This is a genomic window from Pseudohaliea sp. (genome assembly GCF_054552115.1).
This window is the reverse complement of sequence record NZ_JBTOLW010000001.1, coordinates 78,798-101,274: the sequence shown is the minus strand read 5'-3', so window position 1 is coordinate 101,274 and position 22,477 is coordinate 78,798. Positions and strand designations below refer to the sequence as shown.

General features: G+C 70.4%; 17 protein-coding genes. 7 read left to right on the top strand and 10 right to left on the bottom strand.

Annotated elements, in window-relative coordinates:
• Positions 1-15 precede the first annotated feature (15 nt).
• The 5 genes from ACX93N_RS00460 to ACX93N_RS00440 form a co-directional block, all read right to left on the bottom strand.
• Complete coding sequence (locus ACX93N_RS00460) at positions 16-534, bottom strand: macro domain-containing protein (RefSeq protein ID WP_459426411.1); 519 nt, start codon at positions 532-534, stop codon at positions 16-18.
• Positions 535-578: 44 nt separating this feature from the next.
• Positions 579-854, bottom strand: coding sequence for a hypothetical protein (locus ACX93N_RS00455; RefSeq protein WP_459426410.1), 276 nt, complete (start codon positions 852-854; stop codon positions 579-581).
• Between the two features lie 134 nt (positions 855-988).
• Positions 989-2,059 carry a polysaccharide deacetylase family protein gene (locus ACX93N_RS00450; protein ID WP_459426409.1) on the bottom strand — a complete coding sequence of 357 codons (1,071 nt, stop codon included), beginning with the start codon at positions 2,057-2,059 and terminating at the stop codon, positions 989-991.
• Complete coding sequence (locus ACX93N_RS00445; protein ID WP_459426408.1) at positions 2,059-2,817, bottom strand: glucosaminidase domain-containing protein; 759 nt, start codon at positions 2,815-2,817, stop codon at positions 2,059-2,061. The genes ACX93N_RS00450 and ACX93N_RS00445 overlap by 1 nt, the downstream gene beginning before the upstream one ends.
• Positions 2,804-4,000, bottom strand: coding sequence for a lytic murein transglycosylase (locus tag ACX93N_RS00440; RefSeq protein WP_459426407.1), 1,197 nt, complete (start codon positions 3,998-4,000; stop codon positions 2,804-2,806). Before ACX93N_RS00440 ends, ACX93N_RS00445 begins: the two co-directional genes overlap by 14 nt.
• Before the next feature lie 131 nt (positions 4,001-4,131).
• Between ACX93N_RS00440 and glgB the strand changes: the two genes are divergently transcribed.
• Positions 4,132-6,060 carry a 1,4-alpha-glucan branching protein GlgB gene (gene glgB / locus ACX93N_RS00435; RefSeq protein ID WP_459426406.1) on the top strand — a complete coding sequence of 643 codons (1,929 nt, stop codon included), beginning with the start codon at positions 4,132-4,134 and terminating at the stop codon, positions 6,058-6,060.
• Positions 6,060-8,447 carry a glucosylglycerol hydrolase gene (gene gghA / locus ACX93N_RS00430; protein ID WP_459426405.1) on the top strand — a complete coding sequence of 796 codons (2,388 nt, stop codon included), beginning with the start codon at positions 6,060-6,062 and terminating at the stop codon, positions 8,445-8,447. Before glgB ends, gghA begins: the two co-directional genes overlap by 1 nt.
• 37 nt (positions 8,448-8,484) lie before the next feature.
• Here gghA and ACX93N_RS00425 read toward each other — a convergent pair whose 3' ends face one another.
• From ACX93N_RS00425 to glgX, 5 genes are read right to left on the bottom strand one after another with little or no spacing between them, the layout of a single operon-like run.
• Positions 8,485-10,002 (bottom strand): glycogen synthase, encoded by a 1,518-nt coding sequence (locus ACX93N_RS00425; RefSeq protein WP_459426404.1) that lies wholly within the window; start codon positions 10,000-10,002, stop codon positions 8,485-8,487.
• Positions 10,003-10,010: 8 nt separating this feature from the next.
• Entirely contained in the window at positions 10,011-11,669 is a 1,659-nt protein-coding gene (locus ACX93N_RS00420; protein WP_459426403.1) for an alpha-D-glucose phosphate-specific phosphoglucomutase, read from the bottom strand.
• Between the two features lie 16 nt (positions 11,670-11,685).
• Positions 11,686-12,960: a glucose-1-phosphate adenylyltransferase gene (gene glgC, locus ACX93N_RS00415; RefSeq protein WP_459426402.1), complete on the bottom strand. Its 1,275-nt coding sequence runs from the start codon at positions 12,958-12,960 to the stop codon at positions 11,686-11,688.
• Positions 12,961-12,982: 22 nt separating this feature from the next.
• Positions 12,983-15,454: a glycogen/starch/alpha-glucan phosphorylase gene (locus ACX93N_RS00410; protein ID WP_459426401.1), complete on the bottom strand. Its 2,472-nt coding sequence runs from the start codon at positions 15,452-15,454 to the stop codon at positions 12,983-12,985.
• Positions 15,451-17,535 (bottom strand): glycogen debranching protein GlgX, encoded by a 2,085-nt coding sequence (glgX, locus tag ACX93N_RS00405; protein WP_459426400.1) that lies wholly within the window; start codon positions 17,533-17,535, stop codon positions 15,451-15,453. Before glgX ends, ACX93N_RS00410 begins: the two co-directional genes overlap by 4 nt.
• Positions 17,536-17,746: 211 nt before the next feature.
• On the opposite strand from glgX, the gene malQ reads away from it, so the two are divergent.
• From malQ to ACX93N_RS00380, 5 genes are all read left to right on the top strand, one after another.
• Positions 17,747-19,252 carry a 4-alpha-glucanotransferase gene (malQ, locus tag ACX93N_RS00400; protein WP_459426399.1) on the top strand — a complete coding sequence of 502 codons (1,506 nt, stop codon included), beginning with the start codon at positions 17,747-17,749 and terminating at the stop codon, positions 19,250-19,252.
• A 69-nt stretch (positions 19,253-19,321) separates the two neighbouring features.
• Positions 19,322-19,882 carry an acyl-CoA thioesterase gene (locus ACX93N_RS00395; RefSeq protein ID WP_459426398.1) on the top strand — a complete coding sequence of 187 codons (561 nt, stop codon included), beginning with the start codon at positions 19,322-19,324 and terminating at the stop codon, positions 19,880-19,882.
• Positions 19,879-20,499 (top strand): DUF502 domain-containing protein, encoded by a 621-nt coding sequence (locus ACX93N_RS00390; RefSeq protein ID WP_459426397.1) that lies wholly within the window; start codon positions 19,879-19,881, stop codon positions 20,497-20,499. The genes ACX93N_RS00395 and ACX93N_RS00390 overlap by 4 nt, the downstream gene beginning before the upstream one ends.
• Positions 20,500-20,673: 174 nt before the next feature.
• Positions 20,674-21,225, top strand: a complete 552-nt coding sequence (dps, locus tag ACX93N_RS00385; RefSeq protein ID WP_459426396.1) for a DNA starvation/stationary phase protection protein Dps — start codon at positions 20,674-20,676, stop codon at positions 21,223-21,225.
• Between the two features lie 172 nt (positions 21,226-21,397).
• Positions 21,398-22,474, top strand: a complete 1,077-nt coding sequence (locus tag ACX93N_RS00380) for an NADH:flavin oxidoreductase (protein ID WP_459426395.1) — start codon at positions 21,398-21,400, stop codon at positions 22,472-22,474.
• The last annotated feature ends 3 nt before the right edge of the window (positions 22,475-22,477 follow it).

Below are 22,477 nucleotides of genomic sequence, written 5' to 3'. Positions count from 1 at the left end.
GCGGCGGCCGAGCGCCTAGGCGCCGAATACCCGGCGCCAGAGCGCCGCGTGGGTCTCGTCGAAGAGCCAGATACTCACCGCGAGGCCGGCGTAGGCGGGATCGGCGCAGCAATCGCGGGCGATCGCCGCAGCCTCGGCGTGGGGGTACCCGTAGACGCCACAGGAGATCGCCGGGAAGGCGATGCTCCGGCAGGCGTGTTCCCGGGCGAGGCGCAGGGAGGCGTGCCAGGCGGCAGCGAGCTTCCCCGCCGGATCGGGGTCGCTGTGGTAGACGGGGCCGACCGTATGGATCACGAAGCGCGCGGGGAGATCTCCCGCAGCCGTGATGCGTGCTTCACCGACGGGGCACCGCTCACCGTCCACCGCCGGAACGGCGCGGCAGGCCTCTAGCAGCGCCGGCCCCGCGGCGCGATGGATGGCACCATCGACACCGCCGCCGCCGAGCAGGGTACTGTTCGCCGCATTGACGATCGCATCGACCCGGGCGCGGGTGATGTCGCCGACGACGAGATTGGGGGTGAGCGAGCCTGCCATGACCGGACCCTAGCAAGTGGTACCGGGCCTGGCCAGCGCCCGAGCTAGCGCCCGAGATAGGAGCGAAGCCACTCGCTGTCCGCCCGGTGCAGGCCCGCCCAGGCCGCCTGGCCGGAAAGCCGGGCGACGAAGAGTTCGTCGTTCTCGGCGAGACAGTCTTCGAGCCGGTCCATGAGTTCGGAAGCCGTCAGGTCCGTGGTCAGGAAGCAGACGTGATCCCGCAGCGTCCAGCGCGCGCCGAGGGACTGGAGACGCTGGGCAAGCCGCTGGTGCCGGGTACTGTTCTCGAACAGTTCGTAGGCCACGATGTAAACCGCCATGGCGCCGTCTCCAAGGGCGTTGACCAGTCCGCAGGGTAGCCCGACAGCGCGGCGGCTTCTGTGAAGCAGTTCAAATTTCCGGAAGGCCGCCGCGCGGAAAGCCACGCGCCCTGATAGCGGATGCCCCGTTTGGGTCACTCACGCAGCCAGGCGCCCGCCGCGTCCGCGCGGACCCAGAGCCGGGACAGCCAGGCGTGGCCGCCGTCGCTTGCCGGCGCGGTGCAGTTCACCTTGTTGCGGCCGGGCCGGAACGCCGGCAGCGCGACGTCGACCCAGGCGCCGTCGCGGGACAGCGCCAGCGCTGTGCCGTCGGCGCCGTAGCAGGCCAGCCCCCCTTCACGCCAGGCCCCCGGCACGGGGCGGAAACGCCAGCGTTCGGGGGAGTCCTCACCGGGCGGCAGGAACACGCGCGGATCTTTTTCGGCCGCCAGGGACAGCGGTCGTGCCGCCAGCGCGGTGCGCAGCCGCTGATCGCCATCGGCACCGTGATAGAGGGGAAAGCGCGGCACCCGGGTCGCGCGGCTCTCCGGCCCGACGGCGCCGGACTGCTGCGCGAGGCCCCACAGCCCCTCGTCCGCCAGCAGCGCTTCCGTCGCCCGGCTGTACTCGCCGTAGGGATGGGCATGGGCGTCGATCACGGCGTCTCCGAGTTCTGCACGCAGCCGCCCAAGGCTGTCGAGGATCTCGGCGCGCACCCGGGTCCGCCAGCGGCGGCCGGCCTCACCGGCCTGGCACGCCTCGAGGTGCCGGTGGCTGACCGAGTGCCCGCCGAAAGTGGCCAGCCCGCTCCGGGCGAGTTCTCGCATGTCGTCCCAGCCGAGGTAGCTGCCGTAGCCCTTGTCCACCGGCCCGGTCGCCACGAAGACGGTGAAGGGCAACCCGCGCTCGGCGAGGCGCGGGAAGGCATTGTCCAGGATCGACCGGTAGGCGTCATCGAAGGTCAGGGCCACTGCACGGGGCGGCAGCTCCCCGGCGCGGGCACCGGCGAGCAGCTCGGCCAGCGGCAGGACCCGGTAGCCACCCTCCTGGAGAGCGTCCAGGTGGGCCTCGAAGCGTGCCGGCGCAACCCGGGTGCTGGCCGGGCCGTCGTCCGCGATGCGGTGGTAGAGAAGAATCACCCCGTGACTAGCCGCCGCTGTACCGGCGGCGACCGGACCGGCAGCGAGCAGCGCCAGGCAGAGCAGGACGGCGGGGAGGCGCGCCATCAGCCGCGGGCGACCTTGTCCAGCAGGGCGCGGTTCTGGCGCATCATCGCGCGCAGTTCGTCGAGGTAGACCTCCCCGCGCTCGGAGTAGCCGAGCAGACCGCCGACGAGGGCGCGGCCGGTCAGGGCCGAACCGCTCGCGCGGAGCTGCGCCCGGCGCTCGCGGAAAGGCGCATAGCGCTCGTGCGTGTTCAGGTTGTTCATATAGCGGCGAATAGCCTCGTCGACGCTGTCGAAGGCAGCGACCTCGTGCTGGCTGCCCGCCGGGCGCCGCGCCGGAACGATCCCGCAGCCGGGCTCGAAACACCACTGTCCGAAGAGATTGTTCCCCTCCACGGCGAAGCGGGAGCGGCCCCAGCCCGACTCCTTCGCCGCCTGGGTGAGCGCGAGCGCGGGCGGAACCACGTCCACGCGCCGCCAGAGCGACGACGCCAGCGCGGGCAGGTTGTCCGGGTCCCACGGCACCTCGTACTCCCGGGCCAGGGCGCGCAGCCGGCGCCGCGCCAGCCAGCCCGGGTGCTCACCGGCCGCCAGGGACTCACGGAGTGACGCCAGTGCCTCGCGCTGAGCCCTGATGCGGTCGTTCTCCCGCCCGACGATCGGGGCGAGGAAACCGTAGAACGTGCGCTTCAGGGTGGGAACGTCCTCCACGGACGCAAGGTCGGGCAGCTCGCTACCACCCTGGCAGGCCGCGAGCAACAGGCAGGCCGCAGCCAGGAAGCCGCGGGCGGCGCGATGGCGGGCCTCAGGGCAGTGCACGACGTTCCAGCGCAGTCAGGGTAGCAGGGTCCGGGTAGCCGTCCGCGGGCAGGCCCTGCTCCAGCTGGAAGGCCCGCAGGGCGGCGCGGGTCCGGCTGCCGATGATCCCGTCGGCGGTCCCGGCGTCCAGGCCGAGGGCGTTCAGTGCCTCCTGGGCGTCCACGATCTGCGTCTTGCGCAGCGGCTTTGCAAGACCGGGCGGCAGGCGCAGCGGCGGTGCACCCGCGAGCCGGTCCGCCAGCAGGCCGACGGCCAGGGCATAGGACTGCGACGCATTCCAGCGCATCACCACGCGGAAGTTGTCATAGACGAGAAAGGCCGGTCCTCGATGGCCGGCCGGCAGCAGCAGGGCGGCCTCCAGCTCCAGGGCGGGCAGGGACTCGCCGTCGGCCCGGGTCACCCCGGCGGCGGCCCAGGCGCGCAGGCTCCGCGCCTTGCCCAGGCCTGCCTGTTCGTAGGCGAAGCCCCCGGGCAGGGCGACCTGCCGTCCCCAGCGCAGGCCGGGCTCCCAGCCGAGACTGTGCAGGAAGTTCGCCCCGGAGGCCAGGGCATCGTGCTCGCTCCGCCAGAGGTCAATGCGTCCGTCGCCGTCGCCGTCGACGGCGTAGCGCAGGTAGGAGGAGGGCATGAACTGTGTATGACCCACGGCACCGGCCCAGGAGCCCACCAGCCGCTCCAGGGGCAGTTGCTCCCGTTCAACCAGCTGCAGCGCATTGACGAACTCGCCGGCGAAGAACTCGGAACGGCGCTCGTCGCAGGCCAGCGTGGCGAGGGAGTCGAGGGTCGGCACCTTGCCGAGGTAGCCGCCGTAATTCGTCTCCAGGCCCCAGAACGCGACCAGGTAGCGCGGCGGGATGCCGTAGCGGTCGAGGAGTGTCTCGAGGAAGGCCCCGTGGCGCTCGAGCAGCTCGCGGCCCCTCTCCACGCGGGCGTCGGTGACCCGTGCCTCGAGGTAGGCCGGGAAGGTCTGCACGAATTCCGGCTGGCTGCGATCGAGGGCAAGCACCCGCTCCAGCGGCGACAGCGAGGGCAGGACGCGCGCCACGAGTTCGCCGTCGACGCCGGCGGCGAGGGCGCGGTCGCCGAGGCCCGCCACGCAGTCCCGGAAGCCGGCCGCGGTGGCCGCGGCAGGCCCCGCGGGCAGCAGCGCCGCGGCGAGTAGCAGGAGAAGGGGGCGAGCCATGGATACCTCGGGAGAGCCTCGGAATGGCATCATAGCGGAAGCGCCGGCGCCGGCGCCACGGTGCGCTCGAGGCCACCGGCAGCCGCGCGGCCTTGCATCACGCCTCACTTTGGTTAGAGTTAAAAGCATCCATGAGCGAGCATAGCGACAGCGACCGGGGCGCGTCCACCGGCGGCAGCCCCTTGAGCGCCGGTGAGCGCTACCACTTCAACGAGGGCACGCTGCAGCGGCTGTGGAAGGTCCTCGGCGCACAGGTGCAGGCGGCGGGTACGCGCTTCGCGCTCTGGGCGCCGAACGCCAGCGCGGCCTCCGTGGTCGGCGACTTCAACGGCTGGGATGCCGCCGCCAACCCCATGCACCCGCTGGGCGACAGCGGCCTCTGGGAAGCCTTCGTCCCCGGCATCGGCGAGGGTGCGTGCTACAAGTACCGCCTTCTCGACCGGCGCGGCGCCGAGTTGCCGCTGAAGAGCGACCCGATGGCCTTCGGCGCCGAGCACCCGCCGCAGACGGCCTCCGTCGTGCGCGATATCCGCGGCTACGGCTGGCACGACGACGCCTGGATGGCGAACCGGGCCGAACGCAACAACCGCAGCGCCCCGATCAGCATCTACGAGGTTCACCTGGGCTCCTGGCGCCGGCGGGCCGCCGAGGACAACCGCATGCTGTCCTACCGCGAGGCGGCGGAAGAACTGGTCGACTACGTCGCCGACCTCGGCTTTACCCACCTCGAGTTCCTGCCGCTCTCCGAGCATCCCTTCGACGGTTCCTGGGGCTATCAGCCGGTGGGGCTCTACGCGCCGACGATCCGCCACGGCCCGCCGCACGAGTTCCGCGACCTCATCGACGCCGCCCACCGCCGCGGCCTCGGCGTCCTGCTGGACTGGGTGCCCGCCCACTTCCCTGCGGATGAGCACGGCCTGGCCCGTTTCGACGGCACGGCGCTCTACGAGCACGAGGACCCCCGGCAGGGTTTCCATCCCGACTGGAAGACGCTGATCTACAACTTCGGACGCCGGGAGGTGGCCAACTTCCTGCTGTCCAACGCCCTGTACTGGCTCGAGGAATACCACGTGGACGGCCTGCGCGTGGACGCGGTGGCTTCCATGCTGTACCTCGACTACTCCCGGCGGGAGGGCGAGTGGCTGCCGAACCGCCACGGCGGACGGGAAAACCTCGAGGCCATCGACTTCCTCCAGCGCATGAACCGGCTCGTCTACGGCGAGGAGCCGGGCGTCATGACCGTGGCCGAGGAAAGCACCGCCTTTCCCGGCGTCTCGCGCCCGGTGCATGACGGCGGCCTGGGCTTCGGCTTCAAGTGGAACATGGGCTGGATGAACGACACGCTCTCCTACATGAGCGAAGACCCGATCAACCGCCGCTACCATCACCACAAGATGACCTTCGGCCTCCACTACGCCTTCTCGGAGAACTTCATGCTGCCCCTCTCCCACGACGAGGTGGTGCACGGCAAGGGTTCGCTGTACGCGCGCATGCCCGGTGACCACCGGGCGAAGCTGGCCAACCTGCGCGCCTACTTCGGCTTCCAGTGGGGCCACCCGGGCAAGAAGCTCCTGTTCATGGGCGGCGAGTTCGCCCAGCCGGCCGAGTGGGCCCAGGGCGGCGAGCTGGACTGGGCGACGGCGGCCAGGCCGGAGCACGCCGGCATCACCCGCCTCGTGCGCGATCTCAACGCCCTCTACCGGGAGACGCCGGCCCTCCACCGGCGGGACTGCGAGGAGAGCGGCTTTCACTGGCTCGAGGCAAACGACGCGGCGCAATCGCTGTTTGCCTGGCTGCGTTTCGGCGAACCGGGCGATCCACCGGTGGCCGTGCTCTGCAACTTCACGCCCGTGGAGCGCCGCGACTGGCGCGTCGGGCTGCCGCAGGCGGGCCGCTGGCGCGAGCTGCTCAACACCGATGCCGCGCTCTACGGCGGCGAGGATCGCGGCAACCTTGGCGCGATCGAGGCAACGGACGCGCCGCACCAGGGCCAGCCCTGCTCGGCCAGCGTCACCCTGCCCCCGCTTTCCGCCCTGTTCTTCAGCCCCGAGGAGTGCTGATGACCGGCCCGGAGACACCTCTACGCGAGCGCGCCCGCGTGGACGCGGCGGCAAGCGACGCGCTCGCCGACTGGAGCGCCGGGCGCTACCGGGAAAGCCCCACCACCTTCGACGCCGAACAGGCCATCGCCCGCCGCCTCGGCGCCCGGGTGGAGGCGCCGGGCCGGGTCGCCTTCGGCTTCTGGGCGCCGGAGCTCCTCGACCGCCGCGTCCCCGACGGCGATATCTTCCTCGAGCTGCTGGCCCCCACGGAGCCGCTGGACCTCGAGCAGTGGCACCAGGTCACGGACTTCGAACGGCTGCTGCTCCCGGTAAGCCGCCACGAGAGTCACGTGTTCGCGGTGGTCGACGGGCTCTGTGCCGGCACGCGGGCGCTGGTCGGCGATTTCTACGCGCTGTGCTGGCGCGACGGCGAGGGCGTCGAGCACCGTATCGTCGATCCGCTCGCGGTGTCCGTGCCCTTCGGCGCCTTCGCCCCGGCGGAAATCCTCGATCCCGCCGAGCTGGAGCGCGGGCGCGGCGACCGGACCTATTACGAAGCCCTCGCCGGCAGCGGCGTGCACAAGTTCGGCCCGCCCGCGAACATCCTCCAGCTGCACGTGCCCACGGCCACCGCCGGCGGCACGCTGGCCAGCCTGGCCCGCCACTTTGAGCGCATTGCCGAGCGGCTGCGCCGCGGCCTGCCGCTGGAGGATGCGGACGCCATCTACACCGGCTATGACGCAGTGCAACTCTTGCCCGTGGAGCCGACCACCGTCTACGAGACCGGGCCCGGTTTCTGGGCGGAGAGCAGCCGCACGGACGGCCACTGCCGGGTAGAACTCACGCGGCCGGACACCACCAACTGGGGCTACGACGTGGTGATCGCGGGCATGGCAACGGTGAACCCGGTACTGCTCGAGAGCGGGCGGCCGCACGAACTCGCGGACCTGGCCGCTGTGCTGCACAACTGGCCCGGCGGGCCGAAGATGCTGGTGCTCGACCTGGTCTTCGGCCACGCGGACAACCAGGCACTGGAAGTCCTCAGCCCCCACTACCTCGCCGGCCCGAACATGTACGGGCAGAACCTCGACTACCGCAACCCCGCCGTTCGCGCGATCCTCCTCGAGCTGCAGCGGCGCAAGGTGGATTTCGGCGCCGACGGTGTGCGCGTGGACGGCGCCCAGGACTTCAAGTGGTGGGACCAGGGCGACCAGCAGCTGCGTCACGACGACGACTACCTGCAGCAGATGGCGGACGTGGAGCAATGCGTCTGCGGAACCGCCTTCCGCCCCTGGTTCATCTTCGAGGACGGGCGCCCCTGGCCGGAAGAGGATTGGGAACTCGCCTCCACCTACCGCGCCGTGATCGAGGCCCAGCGCGACGACGACGTGTTCCAGTGGGGGCCCCTCACCTTCGCCCACAACACGCCGTTTCTCTACAGCTTCTGGCTGTCGAAGTTCTGGCGCATCCGCGAGATGCTCACGCACGGCGACCAGTGGATCAGCGGCACCGCGAACCACGACACGCTGCGCCGGGGCACGCAGGTCAACCCGGAGCTGAACATCAATACGCGCCTGGGCGCCACGCGCATGGAGATTCTCGACAAGGCCTACGACAACCCGGCGGTTTCCCTCCTGACCTACGCCGCCTTCCCCGGCGTGCCCATGGACTTCCTCAACGCGTCGGCGCGGGCGAGCTGGGGCTTCATCCGCAACCAGGATGACCGCTACGGGGTAAAGATCGTGGCCGAGGAATCCGTCTCCCTGAAGTGGCAGGTCGACGAATACAGCTATTCGGTCCCCGGCAACTTCACCCGCCTGAAGGCCCTCGGTTTCGAGACCCGCGACGACCTGTCCCGCTTCTTCGAGTTCCTCCCGGCCCTCGTCGAGGTCACCGGCTACGACCTCGAGCAGATCGCTCACCTGCTCTCCGCCGTGCGCCCGGCGCTCGCCGGCCCGCACCCGGTCACGCCGGCGGATCTCAAGGTGCTGGCGCGGGCCTGGATGGACGACATGCACGAGTACTGCAACGTCTCCCACTCGCTCTCCATGCTCGATGAGGAGCAGGTCGCCTTCACCGGGGCGCTGCGCGCCTTTCGCCGGGCGCGTCCCTGGCTGCGCGAGGCCTACGGCGAGCAGGACCACTTCGACTACCTCCGCCCCATCGACGGGCGCACGGTGTTCACCGCCCTGCGCCAGGGGCCGGACGGCGAACAGGTCTACCTGGTCACGCACATGGAAGGCAATGCCACCGCGCCCTTCGACCCCCTCGCGCTACCACTGCCGGGCCTGGCCGGCGAAGGCTGGGAACTGGCGCTGGCCACGCCGGGCATCGAACCCGCCTACGGCGGCGGCGACATCTCGCTGCACGACTCGACCGGGCTGCTGTTTACCCGGGGCGGCTGATCAGGCCCCGCCGGGACCCCGGCCGCGGGCCTGTCACTCAGCGGTACAGCTGCTCTGCATAGGCCCTCGCCGCAGCGGCCCAGGGGAAGCGCGCGGCGCGGGCGGCCCCGCGCAGGGCCTCGCGCTTGCGCCGGTGGTTACGCAGGAGACGCAGGGCGTCGCGGAGCCGGTCGAGCAGGTTCCGAAGGCGCTCCGACTCCGTCGTGCCCGAAAACACGAAACCGTTTACCCCGTCCTGGACCGTATCCGCCAATCCGCCGGTGCGATGCACGAGGCAGGGCTGGCCGGCGCGCATGGCGAGCAGCTGGGCGATGCCGCAGGGCTCGAAGCGGCTGGGCATGAGGAAAAGATCGCCGGCGAGGTAGAGCTGCTCCGAAAGAGCCTCGGAGTAGCCGCAGAGGAACAGCAGGCGGTCGCTGCGCGCCTGGGCCTCGTTGAAGAAGCGCTCCAGGGCACCGTCGCCGCTGCCGAGCACCACGAGCAGTTCGTCCTCCCGCAGCTGCTCCAGCAGGTGGTCCAGCACCGGGCGGCCATCGGCGTGGCGCGCCGCCAGCATGCCGACCTTCTGCTCCGTCAGGCGACCGACCAACGTGAGCAGCCGCGCGGGCTCTGCGCCCGCCGCAACCCGTTCATCGATGCGCCGCAGGGCCAGCACGTGCGCTGCGGCGGCGACGCCCCCGGCTGCCAGCCAGCGCTCCGTCTCGCGCCGGGCCAGGGCGAGGAAGGCGGCGTGGGACAGCGGTGCCGGGAGGTGCTCCGGGTATTCGCAGCCGTTCAGGATCCCGTGCAGACGGCCCGCTTCCTGCGCCGCCGCGAGGTCGCGCTGCAGCCCTTCGCCGAGGCCGCTGGCGGGGTCACAGATTTCCGCCGCGTAGGTCGGCGACACGGTGTGCAGGGCCTCGCAGAGGCCGACGGCAGCGCGAAGCGGGTTGTAGCAGTCCTTGTAGCGCGGGTCGATGGCTACCGGCAGGGGCAGCAGCCCCGGGAACCAGGCAGCGAAGCTGGACGGGTCCCCGCGCAGCGGCCGGATGCCCTGCATCGCCAGGTTGTGGATCGTGAACACCCGGCGCAGGCTGGCGAGCCGCGGCTGTGCCTGGGAGAGGAGTGCGAAGGTACCCGTATGCCAGTCGTGCAGGTGCACCACATCCGGCGTGGGCAGCTCTCCCTCGAGCAGGCCCCGCACGGCGGCAGCGCAGAACAGGGCGAACTTGCCTGCGTCGGTGGCGAAGGGGCGCTCCGGCGGATCGTTGCAGTAGACCGGTCCGGCGAAGGACGGGTGCTCGAGCACCAGCTGCCGGACAGCGCCGCCGGGGCCGCGGGCAGGCAGCTCGAACAGCCCCGAAAGCTCGGAGCGGCCACCGAAGGGGACGGCCACCGAGCCGATCTGCCGCGCGCCGGGGCTCTGCGACAGGCGGCCGTAGCCCGGCGTCAGCACCGTGACCCGGTGGCCCAGCGCCGCCAGGGCCGGCGGGATATCGCGGAGCACGTCGCCCATGCCGCCGACCTTGCCGCCGGGCAGGGCGCCGTCCTCGGCGGCGAGCATGAGGATGTGCACGGGCGCGCTCAGGTAATGACGTCGGGCGCCGTGCGACCGGTGTGCGCCTCGATGCCGGCGACCGCCGCGGCGGCACCGAGCACCGGCGCCAGGGTCCGCTGCGTGTCCAGCTCGAGGAGCGTCGGGTCCCGCTCGTAGCGCTCGCAGTACAGCCGCAGCGTAGCGCCGGCGGTGCCGGTGCCGGAGAGCCGGAAAACGGCCCGCGCGCCGCTCTCGAAGTACAGGCAGATACCCTGGCCGCGGCTGACGCTGCCATCCACCGGGTCCTCGTAGGCGAAGTCGTCCGCCGCGCTGACGACCTCCTCCCCGAACGGTTGACCCGGCAGGCCGCCCAGGCGCTCGCGCAGCCCCGCCACGAGGGCCTCGGCGCCGGCGCCGTCCACACCCTCGTAGTCGTGGCGGGTGAAATAGTCGCGGCCGAACTGCCGCCAGTGCTCGCGCAGGATCGCCCGCGCCGGCTGGCGCCGGGCGGCGATGATGTTCAGCCAGAACAGCACGGCCCAGAGGCCGTCCTTCTCGCGCACGTGGCTGCTCCCGGTGCCGAAACTCTCCTCGCCGCAGAGAGTGATGCGGCCGTCGTCGAGGAGATTGCCGAAGAATTTCCAGCCCGTCGGCGTCTCGTAGCAGGGCAGTTCGCGGGCCGCGGCCACCCGGTCCACGGCGCGGCTGGTGGGCATGGACCGGGCGACGCCGGCAAGCGTTCGGTAGCCGGGCACGAGGTGGGCATTGGCCGTCAGCACAGCGAGGGAATCGCAGGGATTAATGTAACCGCCGCGGCCCAGGACCATGTTGCGGTCACCGTCGCCGTCCGAGGCCGCGCCGAAGGCGGGCGGATCGTTGCCGTTCATGAGGTCCACCAGCGCCCGCGCGTGGACCAGGTTCGGGTCCGGGTGGCCGCCGCCGAAATCCTCCAGCGGCTCGCCGTTCATCACCGTACCCTCCGGCGCGCCGAGGCGGCGCTCGAGGATCTCGCGGGCATAGGGGCCGGTCACCGCGTGCATGGCATCGAAGCGCATGCGGAAGCGTCCGCCGCCGAGCATCTCCCGCAGGGCGTCAAAATCGAAGAGCCCCTCGAGCAGGTCCGCGTAATCGGCCACCGGGTCGATCACATCCACCCGCATGCCGCAGAGATCGTGGCAACCGTCGCGGTCGAGATCGATGGCGGGCGCATCGCAGGTGAGATAGTGGTCCAGGGCGCCGCTGGCGGCGTGGATCGCCGCCGTGACGCTCTCCGGCGCCGGACCGCCGTTGGCGCCGTTGAACTTGACCCCGAAGTCCCCGTCGGCGCCGCCGGGGTTGTGGCTGGCCGAAAGGATGATGCCGCCGTCAACGCCGTGCTTGCGGATGAGGCAGGAGGCGGCCGGCGTCGACAGGATGCCGCCGCGCCCCACGATGACCCGCCGGAAGCCGTTGGCCGCGGCCTGCCGCAGGATGCGCTGGATTGCATCGCGGTTGCCGTAGCGGCCGTCGCCGCCGAGGACGAGCGCGCCCCGGGCGTCGCCGCCCAGGGTATTGAAGATGGCCTGGATGAAGTTCTCCAGGTAATGGGGCTCACTGAACTCCCGCACGCTCTTGCGCAGGCCCGAGGTGCCGGGCTTCTGGCCTTCGAAAGGACGGGTCTCCACGCGGCGCGCGGCCGCACCCGGCTCCCGGTTCATTGCATCCATCCTGGGTCGTTTCCTGTTAAAGCGATCCCTCGGCCTGGCCGAGCATGCCGCGGGTGACGAGGGTCACGCCGCCGGCGGATACCCGGAAGCCGTTGGCACGGTCTTCCTCCGGGTCGAGGCCGATGCGCGTACCCTCCGGTATCCGGCAGCTGCGGTCAACGATGACCCGCCCGAGCCGTGAGCCGGCACCCACTTCGACATCCGGCAAGAGCACGGCCCCCCCGACCGTCGCGTGCGGGTGCACGTATACCCCCGAGAAGAGCACGGAGTCGTGAACCTCGCTCCCGGAGATGATACACCCTCCGGCGACCATGGACTGCAGGGCGAAGCCGCGCCGGTCCGGGTCGTTGAAGACGAACTTGGCCGGTGGCAGCTGTTCCTGGTAGGTCCAGAGGGGCCATTCGCTGTCATAGAGATTGAGCTGCGGCAGGGTGGAAACCAGCTCCATGTTCGCCTGCCAGTAGGAATCCAGCGTCCCCACGTCGCGCCAATAGGCCTTGTCGCCCGTTTCCGCATCGCGGAAGGGGTACGCGTGCACGTGGCAGGACTCGATCATCGCCGGGATCACGTCGTTGCCGAAGTCGTGGGTGGAGCCCATCTCCGCCGCATCCTCCACCAGCCGGTCGTAGAGGAAGTCGGTGTTGAAGACGTAATTGCCCATGGAGGCGAGCGCATAGCCGGGACGGCCCGGAATCTCCGCGGGCTCCGCCGGTTTCTCCTGGAAGCCCACGACCCGGCCCGTGGCGTCGATCTCCATGACGCCGAAGGTACCCGCCGCCTCCGCCACCGGCACCTCGAGGCAGCAGACCGTCATGTCCGCGCCGGACTCCACGTGCTCCACCAGCAGCGGGCCGTAGTCCATCTTGTAGACGTGGTCCCCGGCGAGGATGAGCACGAACTCGGGCTGCTCCGCGCGGATGATATCCAGGTTCTGGTACACCGCGTCCGCGGTGCCCTGGTACCAGTCGTCCGAGTGGCGCTGCGACGCCGGCAGGACCTCGATGTACTCGCCGAGCTCACGGCGGAAGTGGCTCCAGCCACGCATGAGATGACGGATGAGCGAGTGCGCCTTGTACTGGGTCAGCACCCCGATCTTGCGCACACCCGAGTTCACGCAGTTGGAGAGCGGGAAGTCGATGATGCGGTACTTGCCGCCGAAATAGACAGCGGGTTTTGCCCGCCAGCTGGTCAGCTCGTAGAGCCGCGAGCCGCGCCCGCCGGCGAGCACCAGGCCCAGCGTGCTGCGGGTCAGCCGGCTGACGTAGCGGGGATTGTCGTCGCTGATCACCATGGGCCGGTCCTCCGGGGTCCGTTCACTCTGTGCTGCGCTCGCGGAACCAGATATCCCGCCCGTACTCCCGGATCGTGCGATCCGAGGAGAAGCGGCCGCTGGCCGCCGTATTGAGGACGCAGCGCCTGAGCCAGCCGTCCCGGTCCCGCCAGGCCGCATCGACCCGGCGCTGGGCATCGACGTAGGCGCGGAAATCGGCGAGCGTCATCCACGGGTCCCCGGGGCTGGTCATGGCGCCCATGATGTCATCGAAGATGCCGGGCTCGAGCAGGTTGAAGTGCCCGCTCTCGAGCAGGTGCAGCACCCGCTGCAGGTCGCCGTCCCCTGCCACGATGTCCGCGGGGCGGTAGTCCCGGCGGCGGGCCTGCACTTCCTCGGCATTCAGCCCGAAGAGGAAGAAATTGTCCTCTCCCACGGCCTCGAGGATCTCGATGTTGGCGCCATCCAGCGTGCCGATGGTCACCGCCCCGTTCATCATGAACTTCATGTTGCCGGTGCCGGAGGCCTCATTGCCCGCGGTGGAGATCTGCTCCGAGAGATCCGCGCCGGGGCAGATGACCTCCATGCTGGTGACCTTGTAGTCGGGCAGGAACGCCAGGCGCAGCCAGGGCGCCAGGCGCGGGTCGTCGTTGACCACCGCGGCCACGTTATTCACCAGCTTGATGATCGCCTTCGCCATGGCGTAGCCCGGTGCCGCCTTGCCGCCGATGAGCACGCAGCGCGGCGCGAGGCCGGCGGTATCCCCGCGCAGTACCCGGTCGTAGAGGTGGATGACATGGAGCACGTTGAGGAGCTGCCGCTTGTACTCGTGGATGCGCTTGACCTGCACGTCGAAGAGCATGCCCGGGTCGAAGGCGACGCCGCAGCTGTCGGCAACCAGGTCGGCGAGGCGCTGCTTGTTGCCGGTCTTGATAGCGCCGAAGCGCTCGCGGAAAGCCGGGCTTTCCGCCTGCGGGGCCAGTTCGCGGAGCCGCTCGAGGTCGCAGACCCAGCCCTCGCCGAGGGTCTCGTCGATCAGCGCCGCCAGCCCCGGGTTGCACCAGGCGAGCCAGCGCCGGGGGGTCACGCCGTTGGTCTTGTTGTTGAACTTCGCCGGCCACAGCTCGTGGAAGTCCCGGAACAGGCCGCGGGTAAGCAGCCGCGTGTGCAGGGCCGCCACGCCGTTCACCGAGAAGCTGCCCACGATACCCAGGTAGGCCATGCGCAGCTGCGGCTCGCCGCTGTCGTCGATGAGCGACATGCGCCGCTCCCGGTCGACGTCGCCGGGCCAGTGCCGGGACACCTCGGTGAGGAAGCGGGCGTTGATCTCCTGGATGATCTCCAGCAGCCGCGGCAGCAGGCTGCCGAAGAGGGCCACGGACCAGGTTTCCAGCGCTTCGGGCAGCAGCGTGTGGTTGGTATAGGCAAAGCTCTCGCGGGTAAGGGACCAGGCCGCCCCCCAGCCCAGGTGGTGCTCATCCATGAGCAGGCGCATGAGCTCCGGGATGGCGACCGTCGGGTGCGTGTCGTTCAGCTGCAGGCAGTTGCCGTCCGCAAAGCCCGCGAAGTCCTCCCCGTGTGCCGCGACCCAGTCGGCGAGAATGTCCTGCAGGCTGGCCGAGGCCAGGAAGTACTGCTGGCGCAGGCGCAGTTCCTTGCCGGCCTCGCTCTGGTCGTTGGGATAGAGGACCATGGTGATCTTCTCGGCCTGGGTCTTGGCATCCACGGCGTCCGTGTAGCTGCCGGCGTTGAACTCGCCGAGGTCGAACTCCTCCGTGGCCTGCGCGCGCCAGAGGCGCAGCGTATTCACCGTCTCGTTGCGGTAGCCGGGGACCGGCATGTCGTAGGGAACCGCCAGCACGTCCTGGGTATCCACCCAGCGGTGCCGCCAGTGGCCGTGGTCGTCGCGGTAGCCCTCGGCGCGCCCGCCGAAATGGACGCGGCGGACACGCTCGCGCACCTCGAACTCCCAGGGATTGCCGTCGCGGAGCCAGCGGTCCGGGTTTTCCAGCTGGTAGCCGTTGCGCAGCTGCTGCTGGAACATGCCGTACTCGTAGCGGATGCCGTAGCCGGTAACAGGCAGCGCGAGGCTCGCACAGCTGTCGAGAAAGCACGCGGCCAGCCTGCCGAGGCCGCCGTTGCCGAGCCCCGCGTCGCGCTCTTCCGCCTCCACGGTCTCGAGGTCGCAGGCAAAGGCCGCCACCGCGTCCCGCGCCTCGCCCTCGAGGTCGAGGGCGAGGAGCGCATTGTGCAGGCTGCGGCCGATAAGGAACTCAAGGGACAGGTAGGCCACCCGCCGGCGGCCGTTCCCGGCCTGCTCCCGGGTGTCACGCCAGCGTCCCACGAAGCGGTCGCGCAGGGCCAGCGCCAGGGCCTGGTAGAGGTAGTGGTGATCGCCACCGCTGCGGTCCTGACCCAGGGTCAGCCGGTAGTGACGCGCCACGGCCTCTGCCAGGGGCAGCGCGTCTCCGTTGATGGCGCTGTCGCCGTTACCATCGCTGTGCGAAACACTCACGTTGCTGTTTTCTCCTCTCCCGCTGGCTGGAGCCCACTCACCAGAAGCTGCAGCGACCGCGCCTCACAGTACACCTCGGTCCCGCCGACCACCTCGCCGGCGAAAACCCATGGCGCCCGCGCCGTATCCACGCGGCAGTACCAGGGGCCCGGGGCAGGCAGCCGGAAGGACACCGGCGCCTCGCCACCGTTCAGGACCAGCAACAGGGAGTATGGCCCACGATTGTGACCGCCGTCTTGCGACAGCAGGCAGCCGACGCAGGCGCGGGCGGGGTTCTGCCAGTCGGCTTCATCCGGTTCATGCCCCTCCGGCGCCAGCCAGGCCAGGCGCTGGCCCTCATCATCGGCCTCGCGGTGACGGTAGCGATCGGCGCGGAAGAGCGGCTCCCGCGCCCGCAGGGCGAGGAGGGCCCGGGTAAAGGCCAGCAGCTCCTCGTCCGCTTCCGCCCAGGCCAGCCAACTCGTCCCGTTGTCCTGGCAGTAGGCATTGTTGTTACCGCGCTGGCTGCGGCCCAGTTCGTCGCCGGCCTGCAGCATGGGCACACCCTGGGAGAGGAGCAGCGTCGCCAGGAAATTGCGCGCCTGGCGCGCGCGCCGCTCGCTGATCGCCGGGTCGTCGCTCGGACCCTCGTGGCCGTTGTTGTCGCTGAAATTCTCACCGTGGCCGTCCCGGTTGCCCTCGCGGTTGTCCCGGTTGTGCCGCCGCGCGTAGCTGACCAGGTCGCGCAGGGTGAACCCGTCGTGGCTGGTGACGAGATTGATGCTCGCCCAGGGCGCCCGGCCCGCCCCCTCGAAGAGGTCGCCGGAGCCGTGCACGCGCCGGGCCAGCTCCGGCAACTCGCCGTCGTCACCGCGCCAGAAACGGCGCACGCTGTCCCGGTAGCGGTCGTTCCATTCGGCCCACCCCGGCGGAAAGCCGCCGAGGCGGTAGCCCTCCGGGCCCAGGTCCCAGGGCTCGGCGATGAGCTTCCGCTCCGCGAGCAGGGGGTCCTGCGAGAGCTGGCGGAGCAGCGCGGCATGGGGATCGACACCGTGCTCACCGCGCGCGAGGACCGGGGCCAGGTCGAAGCGAAAGCCGTCCACCCCCAGCTCGCCGGCCCAGTAGCGCAGGCTGTCGAGCACCAGCCGGCGCACGGCCGGGTGGTCGCTGGCCAGCGTATTGCCGCAGCCCGTGTCGTTCACGTAGCTGGCCGGGTCGCCGTGCTCGAGGCGGTAGTAGCTCGCGTTGTCGATCCCCCGGAGCGACAGCGTTGGCCCGCTGTCGCCCCCCTCCGCCGTGTGGTTGTAGACCACGTCCAGGATCACCTCGAGCCCGGCCTCGTGCAGCCGCTCCACCATGGCCCGGAACGCCTCGGGACCGGCGCCACCGAGGTAGGGCGGATGCGCGGCGAAGAACGCGACCGGGTTGTAACCCCAGTAGTTGCCGAGCCCCCGCTCCACCAGGAACGGCTCGTCGGCAAAGGCAAAGATAGGCAGCAGCTCTACCGCAGTGATCCCGAGCGCCTTCAGGTAGGCGATGGTGGCGTCGGCGCCGAGACCGGCCACCGTGCCCCGCTCGGCCTCCGAGAGGTCGGGGTGCAGCCGCGTAAAGCCCTTGAGGTGCAGCTCGTAGAGGCGCGTGTCGGCCCAGGTCGTGCCCGGACCCGCTGCGGGCGCGGTGCGGTCCCCGGTGACCACCCCGAGCGGGACGTGGGGCGCGCTGTCGGCGGGGTCCGGCCCGGCATCGGCTTCCCCCCCGGCCTGCGCCGGGTGCCAGCGGCAGGCCCGGTCGAGCGCCCGCGCGTAGGGGTCGATGAGCAGCTTGGCGGGATTGAAGCGGTGGCCGAGGGCCGGCGCCCAGGGCCCGTGGACACGGTAGCCATAGCGCTGGCCGGGACTGACACCGGGGGCAAAACCGTGCCAGCTGTCGCCGTCACGCGCCGGCAGCGGCAGGCGCGCGATCTCCCGCTCACCGCGCGGGTCGAACAGGCAGAGCTCTACCCGCTCCGCATGCGCGGAGTAGAGGACAAAGTGGGTCCCGTCGGCCGTGCAGGTCGCACCCGGCCGGCTCGGGTCTCCGGGGAGGAGTTCCAGGATAGTCACCCCTGATCAGTGAACCGCGGCCACCCTAGTGTAGTGCGCCGCCGGCAGGGCTGGCGAGCGCCCTGGACCCGCTCCTGCCGGCCTGCGACTGCGCGCGGCGGCAGGGGCGAGCCTCCAGGCAGCGTTTTCCCGCGGATGCAGGACGCGCTGGCCATGGCGGAGCAGGCGCTGCATAGTGAGGGGGCTCATTCGCATTTTGCCCGGTAACGCCATGAACACTCCGCTCGAGGAGCGCGCCAGCGGCGTGCTCCTGCACCTTACCTCCCTGCCTTCGCCCTGGGGCGTCGGCGATCTCGGCGAGCGGGCCCGCAACCTGGCCGCGCGGCTGGGCGCCGCGGGCCAGCGCTACTGGCAGGTCCTGCCCCTCAACCCCACGAGTGACGCGGCGGGCGAGTCCCCCTACTTCAGTCCCTCCTCCCGCGCTGGCAACCCGCTGCTGCTGAGCCTGGAGGACCTCGCCGACGACGGCCTGCTTCGCGCCGGGGAACTGGCCGTGCCGACCGACCCCGAGGCGGGCTGCGCCGACTTTGCCCGGGCCCGCGCGCTCAAGCTGCCGCTGCTGGCCACGGCGGCGGAGCGCTTCGCCGGCGCCGGTGACGACGCCGGCTACCGGGCCTTCTGCGAACGCGAGCGCGACTGGCTGGACGATCACGCGCTGTTCACGGCGCTCAAGGCCCGGGATCCGCGCAGCTGGAGCGACTGGCCCCCAGCGCTGCGCTTTCGCGACCCGGCCGCTATCGCCGACGCCCGCCGTGCCCTGGCACCGGCCATTGCCGCGGAAAAGCGGCTGCAGTACTTCTTCGAACGCCAGTGGCAGCGGCTGCGGGCGGCCTGCAGGGACGCCGGCGTCTGGCTCTTCGGCGACATGCCCATCTACGTGAACCTGGACAGCGTCGACGTGTGGGCGCGGCCCGACGTCTTTCAGCTCGATGACGCCCTGCGCCCGGTGGCCGAGTCCGGCGTGCCGCCGGACTACTTCAGCGCAACCGGCCAGCTCTGGCGCAACCCGGTCTACGACTGGGACCGGCTGGCGGCCGAGGACTTCCGCTGGTGGGTGCTGCGTCTCGGCACCCTGCTGCGACGTCTCGACGTGCTGCGCATCGACCACTTCCGCGGCCTCGCACAGTACTGGCGTGTGCCCGCCGGGGCAGGGACGGCCGCAGCCGGGGAGTGGTGTGACGTGCCCTCCTACGGGCTCTTCGACACGCTGCGCGACGCCTTCGACCCCTTCCCGGTGGTGGCCGAGGACCTCGGCACCATCACGCCGGATGTTCACGCCCTGCGCGAGCACTACGGGCTGCCGGGCATGGTCGTGCTGCAGTTTGCCTTCAACGAGGACAACGATGCCCACCCCTACCTGCCGGCGAACCACCCGGAAAACAGCGTCGCCTACCTCGGCACCCACGACAACAACACGGCCCGCGGCTGGCTCGAGGACGAGCTCGACGCGACGTCCCGCGAGCGGCTGGCGCGCTTCGTGGCACTGGACGACGACCCGGCCGCCACCGTTCCCGCGCTCCTCGATCTGCTCATGGCGTCCCCGGCGCGCACGGCCATCGCCTGTGCCCAGGACCTGCTGGCGCTGCCTGCGGGCGCGCGCATGAACACACCGGGACTGCCGACGGGCAACTGGGACTGGCAGCTCTCCTCGCCGCAGTACGAGGCGCTGCCCCTCGCGGCGCTGGCCGGGCTGGCGGCGGCGCACGGCCGGGGGTGACAGTGCAATGGCATCGGTGCTGGGCTATGGTCAGCACAGGCAGCCAGGAGCCCGGGGGAGGGGCTGGTAATGGAAGGACACCCGGTCAGTTATTCGCGGACGACCATCACGGAGTTGATGATTCCGTCCTACGCCAACTTCGGCGGCAAGATCCACGGCGGCACGCTGCTCTCGCTCATGGACAAGGTCGCCTACGCCTGCGCGAGCAAGCACGCCGGGGCCTACTGCGTCACCGTGGCCGTCGGCGCCGTGAACTTCCTGCAACCCGTGGAGGTGGGTGAACTCGTCTCCATGCTCGCCTCGGTGAACTACGTCGGGCGCACCTCCCTGGTCGTCGGTATCAAGGTCATCGCCGAGAACGTGCAGAGCGGCGTGGTCAAGCACACGAACACCTCCTACTTCACCCTCGTCGCGAAGTCCGACGACGGCGAGCTGGTGCAGGTGCCGCCGCTGATCCTTGAAACCCCGGAAGACGTCCGGCGCTTTCATTCCGCCGCCCTGCGCCAGCGGCTGCGCAGGGAGCTGTTCGCAAAAATGGACGCCCACCGCGAGGGCTTCCTGTTGAACGACCGGGTGCGCGCGGACCTCGCCGGCGAGCGCTGCGTCATCCGCGTGGACGGCGGCTCATGAGACGCCTCACCGGCCTTGCACTGCGCGGCCTCGCGGTCGCCCTGCCCTTCGCCCTGACGATCTACTTCGTCTACTGGTCCATCAGCAACATCGAGTGGGCGATGCGCAAGGCGCTCGCTGCCCTGGACATCGGCGGCCTCTACCTCCCCGGCATGGGCGTGGTGGTGTTCGTCGGCATCCTCCTCGCCCTCGGTCTCGTGGCGCGGCTGCTGGTCTTCCAGAGCTTTCTCGCGCTGCTGGAACAGCTGTTCGAGCAGATACCGCTGATCAAGTCGGTGTACACGGCCATTCGCGACTTCATGGCCTTTCTCGCCGGGGAGAACCGCGCCAGCGGCGAGGTCGTCGCCATCGACATCGCGGGCCAGCGCATGCTGGGCATCGTCTCGGACACGGACCCGCCACGCTCCCTGGTCACGGATGCGGACAGCGGCGACGACCTCGTCGGCGTTTTCCTGCCCATGAGCTACCAGCTCGGCGGTTACACGATCTACGTGCCGCGCAGCCGGCTCGCCGCCGTGGACATGGATGCGGAATCGGCCATGCGCTACATCATGACCGCCGGTATCGGACGGGCGTCCGCCGACGGCGGTGATCCAGGAGACCGGGCCGGAGCGTAGGAATACCTACAACATGCCGGCAGACGATGCGTCCGCCGGCTGTCAACCGCGCAACGCGGGCAGTCGGTTCCCTTTGTTTCCCAAGGACGTCAACGAACGCGGGTAGCGCGTAAGCACCTGCTTAGCTCGCTGTCGGGACATTCTCGCTAGAGCAATGAGAGCAAGGAGGGAACGATGAACAAGATCGCGAACTTCACCGCACCTGGTATCGAGGACGCCACCGCCGAGAAGACCATCGGCATCCTGGACAAGCGCATGGTGGCCCTGATCGACCTCGCACTGACGCTCAAGCACGTGCACTGGAACGTCGTCGGCCCGAACTTCATCGGCGTCCATGAGATGCTCGACCCGCAGGTCGAGGCCGTGCGCGAGATGGTCGACCAGGTCGCCGAGCGCATCGCGACCCTCGGTGGTGAACCCGCGGGCACGCCGGGGGCTCTCGTCGAGCGCCGCGACTGGAGTGATTACACCCTGGGCAAGGCGCTGGTCACGGAGCACCTCGGCGCGCTGGATCTCGTCTATTCCGGCGTGAATGGCGACCACCGCAAGGCCATCGGGGAGCTCGCCGAGCTGGACCCGGTCTCCGAGGATCTGCTCACGGGTCACCTGCGTGATCTCGAGCAGTTCCAGTGGTTCGTGCGCGCCCACCTCGAGTCCGCCTCCGGCGACCTCGCGACCAGCCGCGCGCACACCGAAAAGGAAGCCGCCGCCGCGGCACGGCGCTAACGGCGCTCAGCGGAAAGGGCCCGCAGGCGCCGGGCGGGACAGCTCCCGCCCGGCGTTTTTTGTCCATCGAACAGGCACCCCTGCCCGCTCCTCTGCGCCACCGGCGGACTGAAAAACCCCATCCATCCCTGGGCTATAATCGCGCCTTTACCGCATTGCCCGGGAGCGACCGATGACCGACCTGTACGAACCCCTCACCTTCGCCTGCGGCGCCCGCATGAAAAACCGCTTCATGCTCGCGCCGCTCACCAACCTGCAGAGTCACACCGACGGCACGCTGTCCGACGACGAATACCACTGGCTGACGATGCGGGCCCGGGGCGGCTTCGGCGCGACCATGACCTGTGCGTCCCACGTGCAGGCCGAGGGGCTCGGTTTCCCGGGGCAGCTGGGCTGCTTTTCCGACGCTCACCTGCCCGGGCTCACGCGGCTCGCAGCGGGTATTCACGAGGGCGACAGCGTAGCGATCCTGCAGCTGCACCACGCCGGCATGCGCTCGCCGGCCGAAGAGATCGGCCAGGCGCCGCTATGCCCCTCGGAGAACAGCGACTTCGGCGCCCGGGCGCTCACCACGGCAGAGGTTGAGGGCGTCGCCGAGGCCTTCATCGCCGCGGCCGAGCGCGCGGAACGCGCGGGCTTCGACGGCGTCGAGCTGCACGGCGCCCACGGTTACCTGCTCGGCCAGTTCCTGAGCCCCGGCATCAACCGGCGCAGCGACCACTACGGCGGATCGCTGGAGAACCGGGCCAGGCTCCTGCTCGACATCATCGAGGGCATCCGCACACGCTGCCAGCCGGGTTTTCTCCTCGGCCTGCGCCTGTCACCCGAGCGCTTCGACATCGTCCTCGGCGAGATGCTCGAGCTGGCTCAGCAGCTCTGCCACGAGGGCCGCATCGACTTCCTCGACATGTCGCTGTGGGACGGTTTCAAGGAACCGGCAGAGCCCGGTTACGAGGGGCGGAGCCTGCTCTCGCTCTTCGCCGGCATCGACCGCGGCGCGGTGCGCCTCGGCAGCGCCGGCAAGATCCGCTCCGGCGCCGCGGCCGCGCGCTGCCTCAAGGAAGGCGCGGACTTTGTCCTCACCGGCCGGGCCGCTATCCTGCACCACGACCTGCCCCGGCGTATCGCCGCCGATCCCGCCTTCGAGCCCGTCGCCAACCCGGTCACGCGGGAGTACCTGCGGCAGGAAGGTCTCGGCAAGGCCTTCATCGACTACATGGCGACCTGGAAGGGCTTTGTCGCCGAGTAAGCT

What these genes read in the sequence shown, in the direction of transcription:
- ACX93N_RS00455 (WP_459426410.1), bottom strand. Translation starts at nt 854, where the DNA reads ATGGCGGTTTACATCGTGGCCTACGAACTGTTCGAGAACAGTACCCGG.
- ACX93N_RS00450 (WP_459426409.1), bottom strand. Translation starts at nt 2,059, where the DNA reads ATGGCGCGCCTCCCCGCCGTCCTGCTCTGCCTGGCGCTGCTCGCTGCC.
- malQ (WP_459426399.1), top strand. Translation starts at nt 17,747, where the DNA reads ATGAACACTCCGCTCGAGGAGCGCGCCAGCGGCGTGCTCCTGCACCTT.
- ACX93N_RS00395 (WP_459426398.1), top strand. Translation starts at nt 19,322, where the DNA reads ATGGAAGGACACCCGGTCAGTTATTCGCGGACGACCATCACGGAGTTG.
- ACX93N_RS00380 (WP_459426395.1), top strand. Translation starts at nt 21,398, where the DNA reads ATGACCGACCTGTACGAACCCCTCACCTTCGCCTGCGGCGCCCGCATG.
- glgB (WP_459426406.1), top strand. Translation starts at nt 4,132, where the DNA reads ATGAGCGAGCATAGCGACAGCGACCGGGGCGCGTCCACCGGCGGCAGC.
- ACX93N_RS00420 (WP_459426403.1), bottom strand. Translation starts at nt 11,669, where the DNA reads ATGGATGCAATGAACCGGGAGCCGGGTGCGGCCGCGCGCCGCGTGGAG.
- glgC (WP_459426402.1), bottom strand. Translation starts at nt 12,960, where the DNA reads ATGGTGATCAGCGACGACAATCCCCGCTACGTCAGCCGGCTGACCCGC.
- dps (WP_459426396.1), top strand. Translation starts at nt 20,674, where the DNA reads ATGAACAAGATCGCGAACTTCACCGCACCTGGTATCGAGGACGCCACC.
- ACX93N_RS00440 (WP_459426407.1), bottom strand. Translation starts at nt 4,000, where the DNA reads ATGGCTCGCCCCCTTCTCCTGCTACTCGCCGCGGCGCTGCTGCCCGCG.
- ACX93N_RS00390 (WP_459426397.1), top strand. Translation starts at nt 19,879, where the DNA reads ATGAGACGCCTCACCGGCCTTGCACTGCGCGGCCTCGCGGTCGCCCTG.
- gghA (WP_459426405.1), top strand. Translation starts at nt 6,060, where the DNA reads ATGACCGGCCCGGAGACACCTCTACGCGAGCGCGCCCGCGTGGACGCG.
- ACX93N_RS00460 (WP_459426411.1), bottom strand. Translation starts at nt 534, where the DNA reads ATGGCAGGCTCGCTCACCCCCAATCTCGTCGTCGGCGACATCACCCGC.